General features: G+C 65.6%; 16 protein-coding genes and 1 pseudogene. 7 read left to right on the forward strand and 10 right to left on the reverse strand.

The genetic code is table 11. From position 1 onward, the window contains the following. Positions 1 to 135 precede the first annotated feature (135 nt). A complete protein-coding gene (locus tag BLT16_RS19100) occupies positions 136 to 465 on the reverse strand; it encodes a DUF1820 family protein (protein ID WP_089660506.1) in 330 nt (109 codons plus the stop codon). Positions 466 to 694: 229 nt separating this feature from the next. Here BLT16_RS19100 and miaB point away from each other — a divergent pair, with 229 nt between their 5' ends. The 5 genes from miaB (at position 695) to lnt (ending at position 6,143) form a co-directional block, all read left to right on the forward strand. Next, complete coding sequence (gene miaB / locus BLT16_RS19105; RefSeq protein ID WP_089660508.1) at positions 695 to 2,041, forward strand: tRNA (N6-isopentenyl adenosine(37)-C2)-methylthiotransferase MiaB; 1,347 nt, start codon at positions 695 to 697, stop codon at positions 2,039 to 2,041. A gap of 112 nt (positions 2,042 to 2,153) precedes the next feature. Beyond that, positions 2,154 to 3,236: a PhoH family protein gene (locus BLT16_RS19110; RefSeq protein WP_089660510.1), complete on the forward strand. Its 1,083-nt coding sequence runs from the start codon at positions 2,154 to 2,156 to the stop codon at positions 3,234 to 3,236. A 32-nt stretch (positions 3,237 to 3,268) separates the two neighbouring features. Next, positions 3,269 to 3,748, forward strand: a complete 480-nt coding sequence (gene ybeY, locus BLT16_RS19115; RefSeq protein ID WP_218124474.1) for an rRNA maturation RNase YbeY — start codon at positions 3,269 to 3,271, stop codon at positions 3,746 to 3,748. Further along, positions 3,745 to 4,638: an HlyC/CorC family transporter gene (locus tag BLT16_RS19120; RefSeq protein ID WP_089660515.1), complete on the forward strand. Its 894-nt coding sequence runs from the start codon at positions 3,745 to 3,747 to the stop codon at positions 4,636 to 4,638. The genes ybeY and BLT16_RS19120 overlap by 4 nt, the downstream gene beginning before the upstream one ends. A 20-nt stretch (positions 4,639 to 4,658) precedes the next feature. Then, a complete protein-coding gene (gene lnt / locus BLT16_RS19125; RefSeq protein ID WP_089660517.1) occupies positions 4,659 to 6,143 on the forward strand; it encodes an apolipoprotein N-acyltransferase in 1,485 nt (494 codons plus the stop codon). A 167-nt stretch (positions 6,144 to 6,310) separates the two neighbouring features. Here lnt and phaC read toward each other — a convergent pair whose 3' ends face one another. From phaC to prmB, 5 genes are all read right to left on the reverse strand, one after another. Further along, a complete protein-coding gene (gene phaC / locus BLT16_RS19130; protein WP_245701776.1) occupies positions 6,311 to 8,152 on the reverse strand; it encodes a class I poly(R)-hydroxyalkanoic acid synthase in 1,842 nt (613 codons plus the stop codon). A gap of 168 nt (positions 8,153 to 8,320) precedes the next feature. After that, on the reverse strand, positions 8,321 to 8,737 hold the full coding sequence (locus BLT16_RS19135; RefSeq protein ID WP_089660519.1) for a phasin family protein: 417 nt from the start codon (positions 8,735 to 8,737) through the stop codon (positions 8,321 to 8,323). 136 nt (positions 8,738 to 8,873) lie between these two features. Continuing rightward, positions 8,874 to 9,272, reverse strand: a complete 399-nt coding sequence (locus BLT16_RS19140) for a hypothetical protein (RefSeq protein ID WP_422717943.1) — start codon at positions 9,270 to 9,272, stop codon at positions 8,874 to 8,876. Between the two features lie 94 nt (positions 9,273 to 9,366). Beyond that, positions 9,367 to 10,452, reverse strand: a complete 1,086-nt coding sequence (gene aroC, locus BLT16_RS19145; protein WP_089660524.1) for a chorismate synthase — start codon at positions 10,450 to 10,452, stop codon at positions 9,367 to 9,369. Between the two features lie 28 nt (positions 10,453 to 10,480). After that, a complete protein-coding gene (gene prmB, locus BLT16_RS19150; RefSeq protein WP_245701777.1) occupies positions 10,481 to 11,434 on the reverse strand; it encodes a 50S ribosomal protein L3 N(5)-glutamine methyltransferase in 954 nt (317 codons plus the stop codon). Between the two features lie 155 nt (positions 11,435 to 11,589). Here prmB and BLT16_RS19155 point away from each other — a divergent pair, with 155 nt between their 5' ends. After that, the gene (locus BLT16_RS19155) at positions 11,590 to 12,183 is read left to right on the forward strand and encodes a Smr/MutS family protein (RefSeq protein ID WP_089660528.1); all 594 of its coding nucleotides are present in this window, start codon (positions 11,590 to 11,592) and stop codon (positions 12,181 to 12,183) included. A 1-nt stretch (position 12,184) separates the two neighbouring features. On the opposite strand, the gene BLT16_RS19160 is transcribed toward BLT16_RS19155, so the two are convergent. The 3 genes from BLT16_RS19160 to BLT16_RS19170 are packed head-to-tail and all read right to left on the reverse strand — an operon-like array spanning position 12,185 to position 14,961. After that, entirely contained in the window at positions 12,185 to 13,243 is a 1,059-nt protein-coding gene (locus tag BLT16_RS19160; protein ID WP_089660531.1) for a patatin-like phospholipase family protein, read from the reverse strand. A gap of 16 nt (positions 13,244 to 13,259) precedes the next feature. After that, positions 13,260 to 14,141, reverse strand: a complete 882-nt coding sequence (locus BLT16_RS19165) for an alpha/beta fold hydrolase (protein ID WP_089660533.1) — start codon at positions 14,139 to 14,141, stop codon at positions 13,260 to 13,262. Next, the gene (locus BLT16_RS19170; protein WP_089660545.1) at positions 14,134 to 14,961 is read right to left on the reverse strand and encodes an alpha/beta fold hydrolase; all 828 of its coding nucleotides are present in this window, start codon (positions 14,959 to 14,961) and stop codon (positions 14,134 to 14,136) included. Before BLT16_RS19170 ends, BLT16_RS19165 begins: the two co-directional genes overlap by 8 nt. A gap of 239 nt (positions 14,962 to 15,200) precedes the next feature. On the opposite strand from BLT16_RS19170, the gene BLT16_RS19175 reads away from it, so the two are divergent. Beyond that, positions 15,201 to 16,148, forward strand: coding sequence for an AEC family transporter (locus tag BLT16_RS19175; protein WP_089660535.1), 948 nt, complete (start codon positions 15,201 to 15,203; stop codon positions 16,146 to 16,148). 66 nt (positions 16,149 to 16,214) lie between these two features. On the opposite strand, the pseudogene BLT16_RS19180 reads toward BLT16_RS19175, so the two are convergent. Next, positions 16,215 to 16,571: pseudogene (locus BLT16_RS19180) on the reverse strand (aldehyde dehydrogenase (NADP(+))); the annotation flags it as partial.

The raw sequence follows: 16,571 nt of genomic DNA on the forward strand, positions 1-16,571 counted from the left end.
GCATCCTATCGCGGGCGGCGCGATGAGACCGCGTCCCATCCACAGCTTCTGTGGATAAGTCTTGGGAAAACCTCTTTCCGAGTCGGTGTCGGCCAGCGAGATGCCTGACACCCCCTCAGATCGTTTATTTTTTGATCAACTGTCATCCCGCGGCGACCAGCTCATCGGCCGCGGAAATTCCGCCACCTTGCCCTCAGCCTTGACCGCCTTAGGGGTCCCCTCACGCTCGACTTCGTCGATGCGTACGATGGCATTCAGCGGGATATAGCTGCGGCTGACACCGTCGAAGATACGACGCAGCTTGTCAGTGGTGGGGTCCACCACCAGCTTGCTGGCGTCCTCGAAGACGAAGGCCTCGACCTCGATGAAGCCCCACAGGTCGCTCTGGAAGATCTCGCGGGCGTAGAGCTCCCAGATTTCCCCCTGATTGTGGAATACCACCCGGTAAATTGGCTTGGCCGCCATACTGCCTCTGCATTGGTACCGCTTGAACGACGCCGACACCCCAGGATGCCGGCCCCAAAGGGCGAAGAATATCACAGCCGCGGCCAATTCGAGCCCCCACCGCTGGCCCCACTGCCGGGCTATCCGTATAATCGCCAACAGACGTCAGCAACGGCCCGCGGGCCGCCTGAATGAATCCCCTGAACCGGTAACGGCTAGGTCGGGCATCCACGCCACGACCCTAATTCTTATGGCGAAGAAACTCTTCATCAAGACCCACGGCTGCCAGATGAACGAGTATGATTCGGCCCGCATGGCGGATCTGCTCGGCGAGTCCCACCAGCTCGAACTCACCGATAACGAAGGTGATGCAGACGTGATTCTGCTCAATACCTGCTCGATCCGTGAGAAAGCCCAGGAAAAGGTCTTTCACCAGCTCGGCCGCTGGAAGAAGCTCAAGGAGGCCAATCCCGACCTGGTGATTGGCGTCGGCGGCTGCGTGGCCAGTCAGGAGGGTGAGTCGCTGCGCAAGCGCGCGCCCCACGTCGACATGGTCTTCGGCCCGCAGACCCTGCACCGGGTGCCGGCGATGCTCGACTCGCGGCGCAGCAGCGAACAGATCTCGGTGGTCGACGTCACCTTCCCCGAGATCGAGAAGTTCGACCACCTGCCCAAACCCAGCGCCGACGGGGCCACCTCTTTCGTCTCGGTGATGGAGGGCTGCTCCAAGTACTGCACCTTCTGCGTGGTGCCCTACACCCGCGGCGAGGAGGTCTCGCGGCCCTTCGAGGCGGTGATGGACGAGGTCATCCACCTCGCCGAACAGGGCGTGCGCGAGATCAACCTGCTGGGCCAGAACGTCAACGCCTATCGCGGCGAGAATCAGCTCGGCGACGAGATCGACCTGGCCGAGCTGATCGCCTGCGTGGCGGCGGTGGAGGGTATCGACCGCATCCGCTTCACCACCTCGCATCCGGTGGAGTTCTCCGACAGCCTGATCGAGGCCTATGGCGAGATTCCCGAGCTGGTCAGCCACCTGCACCTGCCGGTGCAGGCCGGTTCCGACCGCGTGCTGGCGGCAATGAAGCGCGGCCATACGGTGGAGGAGTACGTCGAGAAGATGGAGCGCATCCGCGCCCTGCGCCCGGACATCAGCTTCTCCTCCGACTTCATCATCGGCTTCCCCGGCGAAACCGAGGAAGACTTCGAAGCGACCATGAACCTGATCCATCGCATCGGCTTCGACCACTCGTTCAGCTTCGTCTACTCGGCGCGCCCCGGCACCCCGGCGGCCAGTCTCGAGGACGACACCCCTGAGGCGGTCAAGAAGCAGCGCCTGGCGATCCTGCAGGAGCGCATCAACCAGCAAGCGATGCAGATCAGCCGGCGCATGGTCGGCTCGACCCAGCGCATTCTGGTCACCGGCTTCTCGCCCAAGGATCCTGGCCAGCTCTCGGGTCGCACCGAGAACAATCGGGTGGTCAATTTCCGCGCCGCCAACCCTACCGAGCTGATCGGCCACTTCGTCGATGTCGAGATCAGCGAGGCGCTGCCCAACTCGCTGCGCGGCGAACTCGCCTCACCGACGCTGTATTGAATCAGCGGCTATACTCTTGGCTGTCGGCCAAGTTAACGTACGACATTGCCCCGGGCACTCCCGGGGCAGTAAGCTCGTCGAATCTACTTCGCAACGCACGGATCCCTTGCTCTTGAGCCACAACAGTTCTCAGGCCAACCGCATCATCACATTGACTCTCGAACCCAACGACCCGCGTCGTCTGGCCAACCTGTGTGGCCAGCGCGACGAGCACCTCAAGCTGGTCGAGGAGCGCCTGGGCATCACCCTGCGCAATCGTGGCAACACCTTCCAACTGGCCGGTCCGAGCCCGCGGGTCAAGGCGGCGGCCAACGTGGTCGAGCACCTCTACCGTGAGACAGAAGCCAGCGACCTGTCGCCGGACACCGTGCACCTGTTTCTGCAGGAATCCGGCCTCGAGGCCCTCGATGAAGAGGAAGGCGTGTCCGACGGCGAGGTGCTGCTGCGCACGCCGCGGGCGCTGATCAAGCCGCGCGGGCTCAACCAGCAGGGCTATGTGCAGAGCATTCGCGAGCACGATATCAACTTTGGTATCGGGCCAGCGGGCACCGGCAAGACCTATCTGGCCGTGGCCGCGGCGGTAGAAGCGCTCAATCAGCAGGACGTCCGGCGCATCCTGCTGGTGCGCCCAGCGGTGGAGGCCGGCGAGAAGCTTGGCTTCCTGCCCGGCGACCTGGCCCAGAAGATCGATCCCTACCTGCGCCCGCTCTATGACGCGCTGTACGAGATGATCGGCTTCGAGCAGGTCGGCAAGCTGATCGAGCGGCAGATCATCGAGATCGCGCCGCTGGCCTATATGCGCGGCCGCACCCTCAACAACTCCTTCATCATCCTCGACGAGAGCCAGAACACTACCCGCGAGCAGATGAAGATGTTCCTGACCCGCATCGGTTTCGGCTCCACCGCGGTGATCACCGGCGACGTGACCCAGGTGGACCTGCCCCGTGGCCAGAGCTCGGGACTGATCCAGGTGCTCGATGTACTCAAGGGCACGCCGGGCATCGGCGTCACCCACTTCGCCGCCAAGGACGTGGTTCGCCACCCGCTGGTACAACGCATCATCGAGGCCTACGACCTGTTCGAGGCGGAGCAGGAAGCCGCCGAGCGCCAGCGCAAGCAGGAACGCGACCAGGAGCGTGCCGCACTGCGCCGCGAGCAGATAGAGCGCGACCTGCGCCAGGGTTCGTCGTCGTGACCGCAACGCCCGGCGTGGACCGTCAGGTCGCTATGACCGAGGATGACGTGCTGCCCGACCAGGCCAGCTTGGAGCGCTGGGTCGGCGCGGCGCTGGCCCACGCCGGTGAACAAGAGCGCGACGAACTCAGCGTGCGCTTCGTCGATAGCGACGAAAGCCAGACCCTCAACCGCGACTACCGCGGCAAGGATGCACCCACCAATGTGCTCTCCTTCGGCGTCGAGCTGCCGCCTGGGGTGGTCCTGCCGCTGCTCGGGGACCTGGTGATCTGCCATCCGGTCGTGGCCCGCGAAGCCCGGGAGCAGGGCAAATCGCTGACCGACCACTACGCTCATATGGTGGTGCATGGCACCCTGCATCTGCTCGGCCATGACCATATCGACGATGCCGAGGCTGAGGCCATGGAGCAGCTCGAGCGCGAGATTCTCGCCACGCTTGGGATCAGCGATCCCTACCATGCTGCGCATGACGCCCTTTCCGCCGCCCCAGAGGACGAGAGACCCGACGCATGAGTGAAGACCGATCGAGTAGCCAGAACAACAAATCCTGGCTCGAGAAGTTTTTCAGCGCCTTCTCATCCGACAGCGACGAGCCCAGCTCCCGCGACGAGTTACTTTCCTTCCTACGCGAGGCGGGCACCCGACTGCGCCTCGACCAGGATGCCCTGACCATCATCGAAGGCGCACTGCAGATCAGCGACCAGCAGGTACGCGAAGTGCTGATCCCGCGCTCCCAGGTCAATACCATTGGCATGGAGCAGGCGCCCGAGGAGTACCTGCCGGTCATCCTCGAGACCGGCCACTCGCGCTACCCGGTGGTCGGCGAGAACCTCGACGAGGTGCACGGTATCCTGCTGGTCAAGGACCTGCTGCCGCTACTCTCCCAGAGCCAGGACAAGCGCCAGCACTTCGCCCTCGACAGCGTGCTGCGTCCGGCCATGTTCGTGCCCGAATCCAAGCGCCTCAACAGCCTGCTCAAGGAGTTTCGCGACACCCACAACCATATGGCGGTGGTGGTCGACGAGTACGGCGGCACCGCGGGGATCGTCACCATCGAAGACATCCTCGAGCAGATCGTCGGCGACATCGAGGACGAACACGATACCGATGAAGAGGACGATATCCGCGAGCTGGGCGACGGGCGCTACGCGATCCGCGCCCTGACCCCCATCGACGACTTCAACGAGCGTTTCGAGACGCGCTTCTCCGACGAGGAGTTCGACACCGTCGGCGGACTGGTGATGCAGCGCTTCGGCCACCTGCCGCGTCGCGGTGAGCACGCCGAACTGGGCGGCTGGCGCTTTACCGTGCTCAACGCCGACAACCGCCGTATCCGGCTGCTGCAAGCCGAGCATGCCGAGCAAGCAGACGAGCAGGACAGCGACAACAAGGACGCCAGCTAGCCTAAGCCCAAGGAATGACCATGACCCAACCACTCCCCCCGCCCAGTCGCGGCCAGCGCTTTCTGGGCTATGCCATCGCGCTGATCGCCGGCCTGCTCACCACCCTCACCGCCTCGCCGTTCGAGCTGTGGTGGCTGGGCCCGGTGGCAGTGGCGCTCATCTATCTCGGCATCCACACCCTTACTCCCGGCCAGGCGGCGCTGAAGGGCTGGTGGTACGGCGTCGGGCTGTTCGGGACCGGGGCATCCTGGGTCTATGTCTCGATTCACGATTACGGCTACACCGGCGTGCCCCTGGCACTCTTTCTCACCGCGCTGTTCGTCGCTGCCATGGCGCTGTTCTTTGCGGTGTGGCTGTGGCTCTACTGCCGGCTGTGCGGCCCGCGCCTGGCAGCGCTGAGCTTTGCCGGCGCCTGGGTACTCGGCGAGGTGCTGCGCACCTATGCCTTCACCGGCTTCCCCTGGCTGCTGCTGGGCAGCGCCCACGTCGATTCACCACTGGCCGCCTGGGCACCGGTGGGTGGCGTCTATCTGCTGTCGCTGATTACTGCGCTCTCCGGCACCCTGCTGGTCGAGCTGCTGCAGCGCCGCTGGCTGGCGGCGGCACCGATTGCGTTGATGTGGCTGGCGCCGCTGGCGCTGAACGTCGAGTGGACCAGCCCCGCCGGTGAGCCGCGCCAGGTTGCGCTGCTGCAGGGCAACCTGCCCCAGGAGATCAAGTGGACGCCGGAAGGCCAGCGGGTGGCCGCCAACACCTTCAGCGAGATGACCCGCGAGCAGGATGACGACATCGACCTGATCGTCTGGCCCGAGGCGGCGCTGCCGATGTTCGAGGATGAAGCGCAGCCACTGCTCGAACGGGTCCAGGCCAACCTGGCCCCGGACACCGCCCTGCTCACCGGCATTCTGCAGCGCGACGGCGATGGCCTGTTCTACAACGCGGTGATCGGGGTCGGCGACGCCGAGGGCCAGTATCGCAAGGAGCATCTGGTGCCGTTCGGCGAGTACCTGCCGTTCGACAACCTGCTGCGGGGTGCCATCGCCTTCTTCGACCTGCCAATGCCGGCCATGACCCCCGGCGGCGCCCGCCAGGCACCGATGCAGGCCGCCGGCCTGACCATCGGCAACGCGATCTGCTACGAGATCATCTATGCCGATTTGGTCGCCCAACGCGCCCGGCATGCCGACGTGCTGCTGACGGTCTCCAACGACACCTGGTTTGGCGCCTCGATCGGCCCTCATCAGCACTTTCAGATGGCGCGCCTGCGGGCGCTGGAGAACGGCCGCTACGTGGCTCGCGCCACCAGCAACGGCGTCACCGCGATCATCGACCCCCAGGGTCGGGTCACCGCGCAGCTCCCCCAGTTCGAAACCGCCAGCCTGAGCGGCGAGGTCACCCCGATGCAGGGCCTGACGCCCTTCACACGCAGCGGCAGCTGGCCGGCCTGGCTGCTGGCCGCGCTGCTGATGGCAACGGGACTGCGCATCACGCGCAAGACGACATAGCGCCGAGCGCCGAGCGCCGAGCGCCGAGCGCCGAGCGCCGAGCGCCGCAGGATGGTGTTATCGACAATGGCAGTATCAATGAAGAGCCCCGCTGGAATAAATTCCAGCGGGGCTCACTTTTCTCTCACACTACGGGTTTCTCTAACTAACCCACTTGGCGCCGGGCGCTAGGTGCTGGGCGCTTCTCCCAACACCTCAGGGATCGTCATGCGCACATAGCGGCCGGGGGCCGGTTCCAGCAAGGCCAGCTCGCCCTCGCCGGGCACCCGCGCCGGCACCAGCTTCTTGGGATCCGGGTCGGCATAGCCGTTCTCGGTCACCCAGGCTTGCCAGTGCGGCCACCACGAGCCCTCGTTGAAGGTGGCGCTCTCCAGCCACTCGCCGGGGCTCTCCGGCAGGGACTCGTTGGTCCAGTAGCCGTACTTGTTCTTGGCCGGCGGATTGACGATACCGGCGATGTGGCCCGAACCGCCGAGCACGAAGGTGACCGGCCCCTTGGGCAGCTGGGTGCCGCCGTAGGTGCTGTTCCACTTGGCGATGTGGTCCTCCTTGGCGGAGACGAAGTAGCTCGGCGTGGAGATCTTGCGCAGGTCGATCTTGACCCCGTCGAGCTCGATGCCGCCCGGCTCGATCAGGCGATTCTCCATGTACATGTGGCGCAGGTACCAGGCGTGGGTGCCGGCCGGCAGGTTGGTGCCGTCGGTGTTCCAGTACAGCAGGTCGAAGGCCGCCGGCTGCTCGCCCTTGAGGTAGTTGCTGATGTAGAACGACCAGAACAGGTCGTTCTCACGCAGCAGGTTGAAGGAGAACGCCATCACCCGGCCGTCGAGGTAACCGTCGGCCTCGAGCTGACGCTCGAGCCCTTGCAGCACCGGCTCGCTGAGAAAGACGCCGATCTCGCCGGGGTCGCTGAAATCCTGCAGGGTGGCCATGTAGGTTACCGACTTGACCTTGCGCCCGCGTCGGGTGCTGGTCAGGTAGGCCACGGTGGAAGCCGCCAGGGTGCCGCCGATACAGTAGCTGACCAGATTCACCGACTTCTCGCCGCAGGCCTGCTCGATGGCGCCCATGGCATCGATGGGGCCCATCTGCATATAGTCGGCCCAGGTCAGGTCGCGCTGCTCGGGGCCGGGGTTGCGCCACGAGATCAGGAACACGCTGTGGCCCTGATCGACAAGCCACTTGACCAGCGAGTTATCCTCGCGCAAATCGAGAATATAGTACTTGTTGATCCACGGCGGCACGATCAGCAGCGGTGTCTTGAACACCTTCTCGGTGGTCGGATGGTACTGGATCAGCTGGATCAGCTCGTTCTCGTAGACCACCTCACCGGGGGTCACGGCGACGTTCTCGCCAATCTGAAACGCCGAGCGATCGGTCATGGTGACGTTGATGCCTTCGGCGGAGTTGGCAAGATCTTCGCGCAGCCGGGCCATGCCATCGATCAGGTTCTGGCCCTTGGTCTCCAGGGTGCGGCGCATCACTTCGGGGTTGGTGGTGACGAAGTTCGACGGCGACATGGCGCTGACGCACTGGCGGGCGTAGAACGCCAGGCTGCGATGCTTGTCCTCGGGCAGGCCGTCGAGGCTCGCCACCAGCTCTTCGACGCTACGCGAGAACAGCAGGTACTGCTGAAGCAGCGCCTGGTAGAAGGGCTCTTCCTGCCAGGCCGGGTCCTTGAAGCGCCGATCATGTCGGGCCGGCTCCACCAGCGGCGCCGGTGACTGCCCCGCCATCGCCTGCATGCCGTGCTGCCACAGCTGCAACTGCTCCTGCATCAGGCGCCACTGGGCGGCATACATCGCCTGAGGGTCGCTGGCCAGCGCCTCTAGACCAGCGGCAAGGCTGTCACGCATATCGTTGTAGACGGTCTTGCCCGCTTCGCTGGGCTCCATCCGTGCGACGAGATCCCCCAGCATCTCCTGATACTGCTGACCGATGGCGGTGAGCTGCTCACGCCATGCCTCCATGTCCGCCTGGGACGGCTGATCGATTCCTGGCTGCTGCATTGCACACTCCGACTAAGCGTTGGCTGAACTGCTTCTTCTCGCCGATTATTTGCCCTGTCTGAATTTTGCTCGCCGCCTTTTCAGACAAAGCGTATCTCTTGACCGAAAACACCATCGCCCGCCTCGCCCGCTGGGCGGGCAAGACGGGCGTTGTCGTAGGAAGGCCGCTCAGGAGCTTTTCTTGCTCGCCTGGCTGCTGGCCTTGGCTGGCGAAGAGGCACTCTTGGTGGCTTCTTCGGCCTGGGCCGCGGCTTTCTCGGCGGCCTCGCCGAACAGCTGCTCCATCTCGCTCTTGAACTGCATGGAGAGCTCGGTCATGGCGCGGGCATCTTCGAGCATCTGTCGCGAGAGCTCGTTCATGATCTCGGCCTGACGGGTACCGAACTCGCGCATGTCCTCGGCATCCTTGATTTCGCCGGCATCGCGCAGGCGCTCGGTGCCCAGTTGGCTATAGCGCTTCATCGACTCCAGCTGGTACTGGGTCATCTTTTCCATGTTGTCGAGCATCATCGAGTTGAGCTTGCGCATCGGCTCGAAGAAGCCACGGGTCTGCTCATTGAAGGCGGTGAACATCTTGTCTTGCATGGCGATTTCCTCCTGGATAACCGGCATAAGGGGTCAAGCAATTTGCTGCACTGCACAAAGCGTAGTCTGTCCCCGTTCGGGTTGCAATACGCCGAGTGCCAGTTGCTTGACCAGGATCAACCTTGCCTCGAGTCGCTCACTTGCGCTTGGCGCGCGGGCTCGCCGAGGCCTTGCCGCGAGGCGATGCTTTCTGCTCATCGCCCTCCTCGGTCGGCTGCTCTTGCGGCTTGCCACCACTACTGGCGGCCTGACGCAGCATATCCAGCATCATCTGCTGGTAGCTGCCGAAGCTGGCCAGACTCTGGGCCATGCTGTCCTTCATGAACGGCTGCTGCATGCCCTCCTTGAAGAACGGCTGCTGGAGGAACGGCTGCATCAGACTCATCGGGTCATACCCCTCCGCGCCGTTCTCCATCTGCTGCTGGATACGCGCCATCAGATCGTTCTGAAAGGCCTCGACATCCGGTAGCCCCATGGCCTGGCGAAACTCTTGAGGGGTGAGATCGAACTCGACGTTGATTTTCATAGATAGCATGACTCGACTGGCGGACTTGCCACCAGTCTAGCAGCCATACGGGAAAGGCCCTCACCGCAGCGCCAACGATCATCGTCGGCGCTGCGGTACGGAGTCAGCTCAAGCGGGGGGTGTCGACGCGCACGTCGAGGTTCTGGGCGCGGTGGCGCAGCAGGTGGTCGATCAGGGTCAGCGCCATCATCGCCTCGGCGATGGGCGTGGCGCGGATGCCAACACAGGGGTCGTGGCGACCCTTGGTGACCACCTCGACCGGGTTACCGTGGACGTCGATGGAGCGTCCCGGGGTGGTAATGCTGGAGGTCGGCTTGAGCGCCAGATGGGCGATCAGCGGCTGTCCCGAGGAGATGCCGCCGAGCACGCCGCCGGCGTGGTTGGAGAGGAAACCGTCCGGGGTCATCTCGTCGCGGTGCTCGCTGCCACGCTGGGCGACGCTGGCGAAGCCGTCGCCGATCTCCACGCCCTTGACGGCGTTGATGCTCATCAGGCCGTGGGCCAGGTCGGCATCGAGGCGGTCGAAGACCGGCTCACCGAGGCCCGGCGGCAGCCCATCGGCAACCACGCTGATCTTGGCGCCGACCGAGTCCTGGTCGCGGCGCAGCTGGTCCATGTAGGCCTCGAGTTCGGGGACCTTGTCGGGGTCGGGGCAGAAGAAAGCGTTCTCCCTCACCGCCTGCCAATGCTTGAAATCGATCTCGATCGGGCCGAGCTGACTCATGTAGCCGCGCACCTGGATGCCCAGGGTGGCCAGGTACTTCTTGGCGATGGCGCCGGCGGCCACGCGCATGGCGGTCTCGCGGGCGCTGGAACGGCCGCCGCCACGATAGTCTCGCACGCCGTACTTGTGGTGGTAGGTGTAGTCAGCGTGGGCCGGGCGAAACTGGTCCTTGATCTTGGAGTAGTCCTTGGAGCGCTGGTCGGTGTTCTCGATCAGCAGCCCGATCGAGGTGCCGGTGGTGACGCCCTCGAACACCCCGGAGAGGATTCTTACCTGGTCGGGCTCACGTCGCTGGGTGGTGTGCCGCGAGGTGCCGGGCCGGCGACGATCGAGGTCGCGCTGCAGGTCGGCCTCGCTGAGCGCCAGCCCGGGCGGGCAGCCGTCGATGATGGCACCCAGCGCCGGGCCGTGGCTCTCGCCGAAGGTGGTGACGGTGAACAGCTTGCCGAAGGTGTTGCCGGACATGGGCGTTCCTCGCTGGTGGAGTCTGGGGTCAGGCGAAAGCCGAGGCGTAGGCGTCGAGTTCCGAGGCGGTGAGCACGAACACGCCCTGGCCGCCGCGCTCGAACGCCAGCCACAGGAACGGCACCTCGGGGAAGGCCGCTTCGAGATGCTGGTCGGAGTTGCCAACCTCGACGATCAACACACCGTGGTCGCTAAGATGTTGGCGGGCATCACGCAGGATGCGCCGCACGATATCCAGGCCGTCGTCGCCGGCCCCCAGCGCCAGCGCCGGTTCGTGCTGGAACTCGGCGGGCATGGTCGCCAGGTCACGGGCGTCGACATAAGGCGGATTGGCGACGATCAGGTCGTAGCGCTGGCCGGTCACGCCCTCGAACACGTCGGAGTAAACCGCACGCACTCGGGCCCCGACGTCATGGCGGCTGATATTGGCCTTGGCTACCTCCAGCGCGTCGACGCTGATCTCTGCCAGGTCGACCTCGCAGGTGGGCAGGGTCAGGGCGGTGGCGATGCCGATGCAGCCCGAGCCGCTGCACAGGTCGAGCACTCGCGCCGGCGGTTCATCGGGAAACCAGGCGGCAAAGCCATCTTCGATCAGCTCGGCGATCGGCGAGCGCGGGATCAGCACCCGTTCATCAACGTGGAACGGGTAGCCGGCATAGAAACACTCGCCGAGCAGATAGGGCAGCGGCCGACGCGTCTCGATGCGCGACCTGACCAGCGCCACGATGCGCTTGCGCTCCATGGGCAGCAGGCGCGCTTCGAGCACCGCCGGGTCGACGTCCCAGGGCAGATGCAGTGCGCCCAGGGTCAGCGCCACGGCCTCGTCCCACGGCGAGGCGGTACCGTGGCCGTAGAACAGCCCGTGGGCATGAAACTCGCTGGTCGCCCAGCGCAGGCAGTCGCGCAGGGTGATAAGGCCCTCGGCGAGGTCGGCATCGGGGAGCGTCAGGGTCGATACGGCTGCTGGGGAAGAGTCGGCCACGCGGCATCCTGTCAGTTGGCTGGTGCGGTCAAGGGGCATGATTGTACCCGCAGTGCGGCACGGTTCACAGTCAGTCGCCAGCCGGTATACTGGCGCTGAACCGTGTCGCGTCCAGGAGGTCGGCACGCCAAGCCGCACGCCACGAGAGAGTTTTCATGAGCCGACGCCCCGATCCGCCGGATGACGACGAGATCAACCTGTTCCGCCAGGCCCTCAACGAGGCCGGCGTGCGTCGCTTGGACAGCAACCGCGCCGACCCCGGCAAGCCTGCCCAACGACGGCGCGCGGCGGCGCTGGCCGAGCGTCGCGCCGCCGCCACCGCGGCGGATGCGCAGCAGACCAGCAGCCGCACCAGCGACGGCCGCGTCGAGCCGGTGCGCCCCTCGGAGTTTCTCGACTTTGCGGTGGCCGACCTGCCCTACCGCACCCACGCCCAGCTCAAGCGTGGCGGCATCAATTGGGAAGCGGGCCTCGACCTGCACGGTTACAACGTCGACGAAGCGCGCAGCGAGCTGGAGAGTTTTCTGACCGAGGCACGTAGCCAGCGTATGCGCTGCGTGCTGGTGGTCCACGGCAAGTCCCGCGCCAGCGTGCACACCGGCGCCAGCGACTTTCCGGTGATCAAGAGCCACGTCAACGCCTGGCTGCGCGAGTGGCCGAGCGTGCTGGCGTTCTGCTCGGCCCGCGAACTCGACGGCGGCACCGGCGCGGTCTACGTACTGCTGCGTAGACGCGGCGAGGCGATGTGAGTCACTCGATGCCTGGCGTTGTCTGGTGGGGAGTCTGCGGTGGTTCGATAATGGTCGCATCGGCATCGTAGCCCTTGGCCCGATGGCGCCCCTCGTAGCGATCCAGCGCCTGCACGGCGAGATGCCGCCCTACGCGGATCAGCGCTTCGGCACGGTGGAACTCGTAGGCGCCGCACACCGACTTGGGCACCTCGATCAACACGTCTGGCGGATAACCGGCGACCTTGTAGCGGGCCAGCGCCGCCTGAGTGATGTCGAAGGATTCGAGCATCATGTCGAGCTTGCTCCAGGCACGGCGGGTGGCCATCTGCTCGCTGTCGGCGCTTTCGTCGGCGTCGTCGCTGCGGCTGGTGAACATGCGCTGGGCCTGCTCGCGCACACCGCTCATCCAGGCGCCGAAGCCCTTGCCCTCGGCTTCGAGCGCCTCTTCCCGGGCCTGCTCCTCGGCTGCCTCAGCGGCAGGCAGCAGCTCTTCGAGGGTCACCGGATAAGGGCTCTGGGCGGTGACGTTGACCGCCAGCACCATGTCGGCATGCGCCGAGAGTGTCGGCATGATCGGTAGCGGATTGAGCAGGCCGCCGTCGACCAACACCTGATCGCCGAAGTGCACCGGCGTGATGATCCCCGGTACCGCAATCGAGGCGCGAATCGCTCGCAGCAGCGAGCCGCTCTGGAACCACACCTCGCGCTGGCGGATCAGGTCGGTGGCCACGGTGGTCACCGGTATCGTCAGATCTTCGATCAGCGTCTCGCCGATCAGGCTCTCGAGCTTGCTCATCACCTTGCTGGCGCGCATCGCCCCCATCGGGCTCCAGGTCACATCGACCAGCTTGAGCACGTCGAAGTAGTCAAGCGCACAGACCCATTCGCGGTAGCCGTCGAGCTGCCCGGCGGCGTGAATGCCACCCACCAGTGCGCCCATCGAGCAGCCCGAGATGGAAATGATCTGGTAGCCGCGCGCCTCGAGTTCGTCGATCACCCCGATATGCGCATAGCCCCGCGCCCCGCCGCTGCCCAACACCAGCGCCACGCGCTTGCCGAATTCGCTCTTGCTGTTCATATCGCCTCCTGCCGCGTCACCGCCCCGACGCGCCCTCTTGCGAGTGCCAGGCAATGATCGCCTCGGCCACCGCCGCCACCGTGCGCGGGTCGAGATGCAGATGGTGCCCGCCCGGTAGCACCCGGCGATGCAGCCGCTTGACGGCGGCCCGCGCCCGCTCGATGCCCACACGGTTGGGGAGCACCCCGGTTTCGCCTTCGACCAGCATCACCGGTGCCTCAATGGCGGCCAGGTTGGCCAGCACCTGCTCCGGCGTGAAGCGGACCAGCGAGGGCCGCATCAGCCGCGGGTCGGTGCGCAGCTGCACCCCGCCATCGGCCAGCGGCGCGGCATTGCGCGTCACCAGCGGACGCACGGTAGCGGCGTCCAGCGGCATCACACCCCCCTTGCCCCGCGCCGCCACGGCGCTCTCGATATCAGCATAGCGCGGCGCCGGAGAAAGGCGACGGCGGTGGCCCTGAATGCCCTTGCGCAGCTGCTCGGGCATCTGCTCGGCGGGGGTCGAGAGCGTGCCCAGGCTGTCGATCAGCATCAGTCGTTCGACGCGCTCGGGGAAGGCCGCCGCCAGCAGGCAGCTGACACCGGCCCCCATGGAGTGGGCCAGCAGCGTTGCCGGCGCAAGATCGAGCTCCTCCAGCGCATCCAGGGCATCGTGGAGATAGTCCCAGATCGCGTAGTCGACGCCGTCTGGATGTGGTCGCGACTGGCCGTGGCCGGCGAAATCGATGGCCACGATACGCACCCCAAGCGCCTCGACCAGCAGCGGTGCCAGGCGAGTGAAGGTGGCCGCGTTGTCCAGCCAGCCGTGCAGTGCCAGCCAGGTCGGTGCGTCAGGCTCGCCCCAGCCGAGCCCGGCGAGTCGGCCATCGGCCAGGGTCAATGAAACCGGCTCAGCCATTGGCGGGCTCCAGCAGCGAATGGATGGTGTCGAGCAGCGCGCGGCGCGCCTCGCGGGGATGCTCCATTGGAAACATATGACCACCCGGGGCGGTCTCGACACGCACCCCGTGGCGGGTCAGACGCCGCCGCCGTGCCGGGGTCAACAGGTCGGACTCGTCACCGGCGATCAGCGCCAGCGGCACCTTGAGCCGACCGGGCAGACCGTGGAGATGATCGGGCAGGTGGCGGAAGATCTCGACCTCGATGGCCGGGTCGAAGACCAGCTGCGCCGCGCCATCCTCGAGCAGCCGTGTGCCGCCCTCGACGTAGTCGTTGAGCGCCTCGTCGGTGAAGCGCTTGAACAGTCCGCGGCTGCGCAGATAGTGGGCCATGGCCTCGCGATTCGACCAGCGCGCGCGCCGCCCCTGGCTCTTGCCGGCCGGGGTCACCCGGTCAACCATGCCAAAGCGCTTGGCGACCTTCATCGCCAGGGCGTCGAGCCCCAGCATCAGCGGCGGGTCGAGTACCACCACACAGCGGAAGCGCTCGGGCGCCTGCTCGGCGGCCATCGCCATCAGCACGCCGCCCATCGAGTGCCCCACGCCGATCACCGGCGCCTGATGGTGCGCCAGCTGCTCGAGCAGCTCGTCGCGCAGCGCCAGCCAATTGTTGCCCACTGGATAGTCCGGATGATGCGCCAGGCGATCCAGAGGGTGCAGGTCGAAACGCTCAGCCAACGGCGCCAGAAAACTGCGGTAGCTACCACCGGTGAAGCCGTTGGCGTGGGCGAACACCAGGCGGTCACGGGATGAGGAAGACGCGGGTCGAGAGTGAGGCATGTACAGGTCCTGAACGAAGGCGTCGCGGTCGCCGATAGCCATAGCAGGCTAACGAGCTTACCATTGGCACTTACGCTAGTGGTTATTTGATACATTAAAACAGTTGTTTTAATTCTGCCAGCAGGGAGCTCAGCGTGCCTACCCCTCGCGATAATCGCCTTCGCAACCGCCTGTTCTTCGCCACGGTGATCGCCGCGATCGTCGTCGGTCTGTGGCTAGCGCGTTAGGCCTCGCCTCAGATGAACCTCTTCGATGTCTTTCTCGCTACCCTCAACGTCAGCCTGCCGGTCTTCGCCATGGTACTGGTGGGCCTGGTGCTCAAGCGTATCGGATGGATCGACCAGGCCTTTATCGCCACCGCCTCGGCGCTGGTGTTCAAGGCCACCATGCCGACCCTGCTGTTTCTCAGCATCATCCAGGCCGACCTGGAGACCGCCTTTCAGCCAGACCTGATCGCCTACTTCCTGGGCGTCACCTTGATCAGCTTCATGCTCGCCTGGGGCTGGGCCATACTGCGCTATCCGCATATCGACCGCGGCATCTTCGTTCAGGGGGCATTTCGCAGCAACTGCGGCGTGGTCGGACTGGCCCTGGCGGCCAGCATGTACGGCGGCTACGGCCTGTCGCTGGGCGGCATCCTCGCCGGCAGTGTGATCGTGCTCTACAACGTGCTGTCGGCGATCATCCTGTCGCTCTACAGTCCCACGGCGCGCTCCGACATCCCCACGCTGCTGGCCGATATCATCCGCAACCCGCTGATCCTCAGTGTCCTGGCGGCCCTGCCGGTGGCGTCTCTCGGCCTCAGCTTGCCGGAGTGGCTACTGACCTCCGGTGAGTACTTTGGCTCGCTGTCGCTGCCGCTGGCGCTGATCTGCATCGGCGGCACCCTCAGCGTCCGCTCGGTGCGCAGCGGCAGCTGGCTGGTTACCAGCGCCTGCCTGTGGAAACTGGTGTGGGTGCCCTTGCTGGGCACTCTGGGAGCCATCCTGCTCGGCTACCGCGGCCAGGCCCTCGGGGTGCTGTTCCTGTTTTTCGCCAGTCCCACCGCCGCGGTGGCCTTCGTAATGGCCAAGGCCGCCGGCGCTAACGAGCGCCTGACCGCCGACATGATCGTGCTCTCCACCCTGGGTTCGATGCTGACCGTGAGCCTAGGGATTTTCATACTGCAGTGGTTGCAGATGATTTGAGCGTGGCCCGCGCGACCAAAAAAAGCGGCCCGCAGGCCGCTATAAAGGTCTCACTTCGATGTTGCCTTAGCCCTCGCGCTTGCCGTCCACCAGCCGGCTCACGCCCAGCGGGTTGCCGTCCTGGAGCGCCTCGGGCAGCAGCCCCGCCGGCAGGTCCTGGTAGCACACCGGACGCAGGAAGCGATGGATCGCGGCGCTGCCCACCGAGGTGGTGCGCGAGTCCGAGGTGGCCGGGTAGGGCCCGCCGTGGACCATGGCGTGACACACCTCAACGCCGGTCGGCCAGCCGTTGGCCAGTATCCGCCCAGCCTTGCGCTCCAGCGTCGGCAGCAGGCCCTTGGCGGCTTCCAGGTCGCCATCATCGAGCTGCAAGGTGGCAGTGAGCTGGCCTTCCAGGCCCGCGGCGACGCGCTGCATCTCGGC

The organism is Franzmannia pantelleriensis (assembly GCF_900102875.1).
Classification (GTDB): Bacteria; Pseudomonadota; Gammaproteobacteria; order Pseudomonadales; family Halomonadaceae; genus Franzmannia; species Franzmannia pantelleriensis.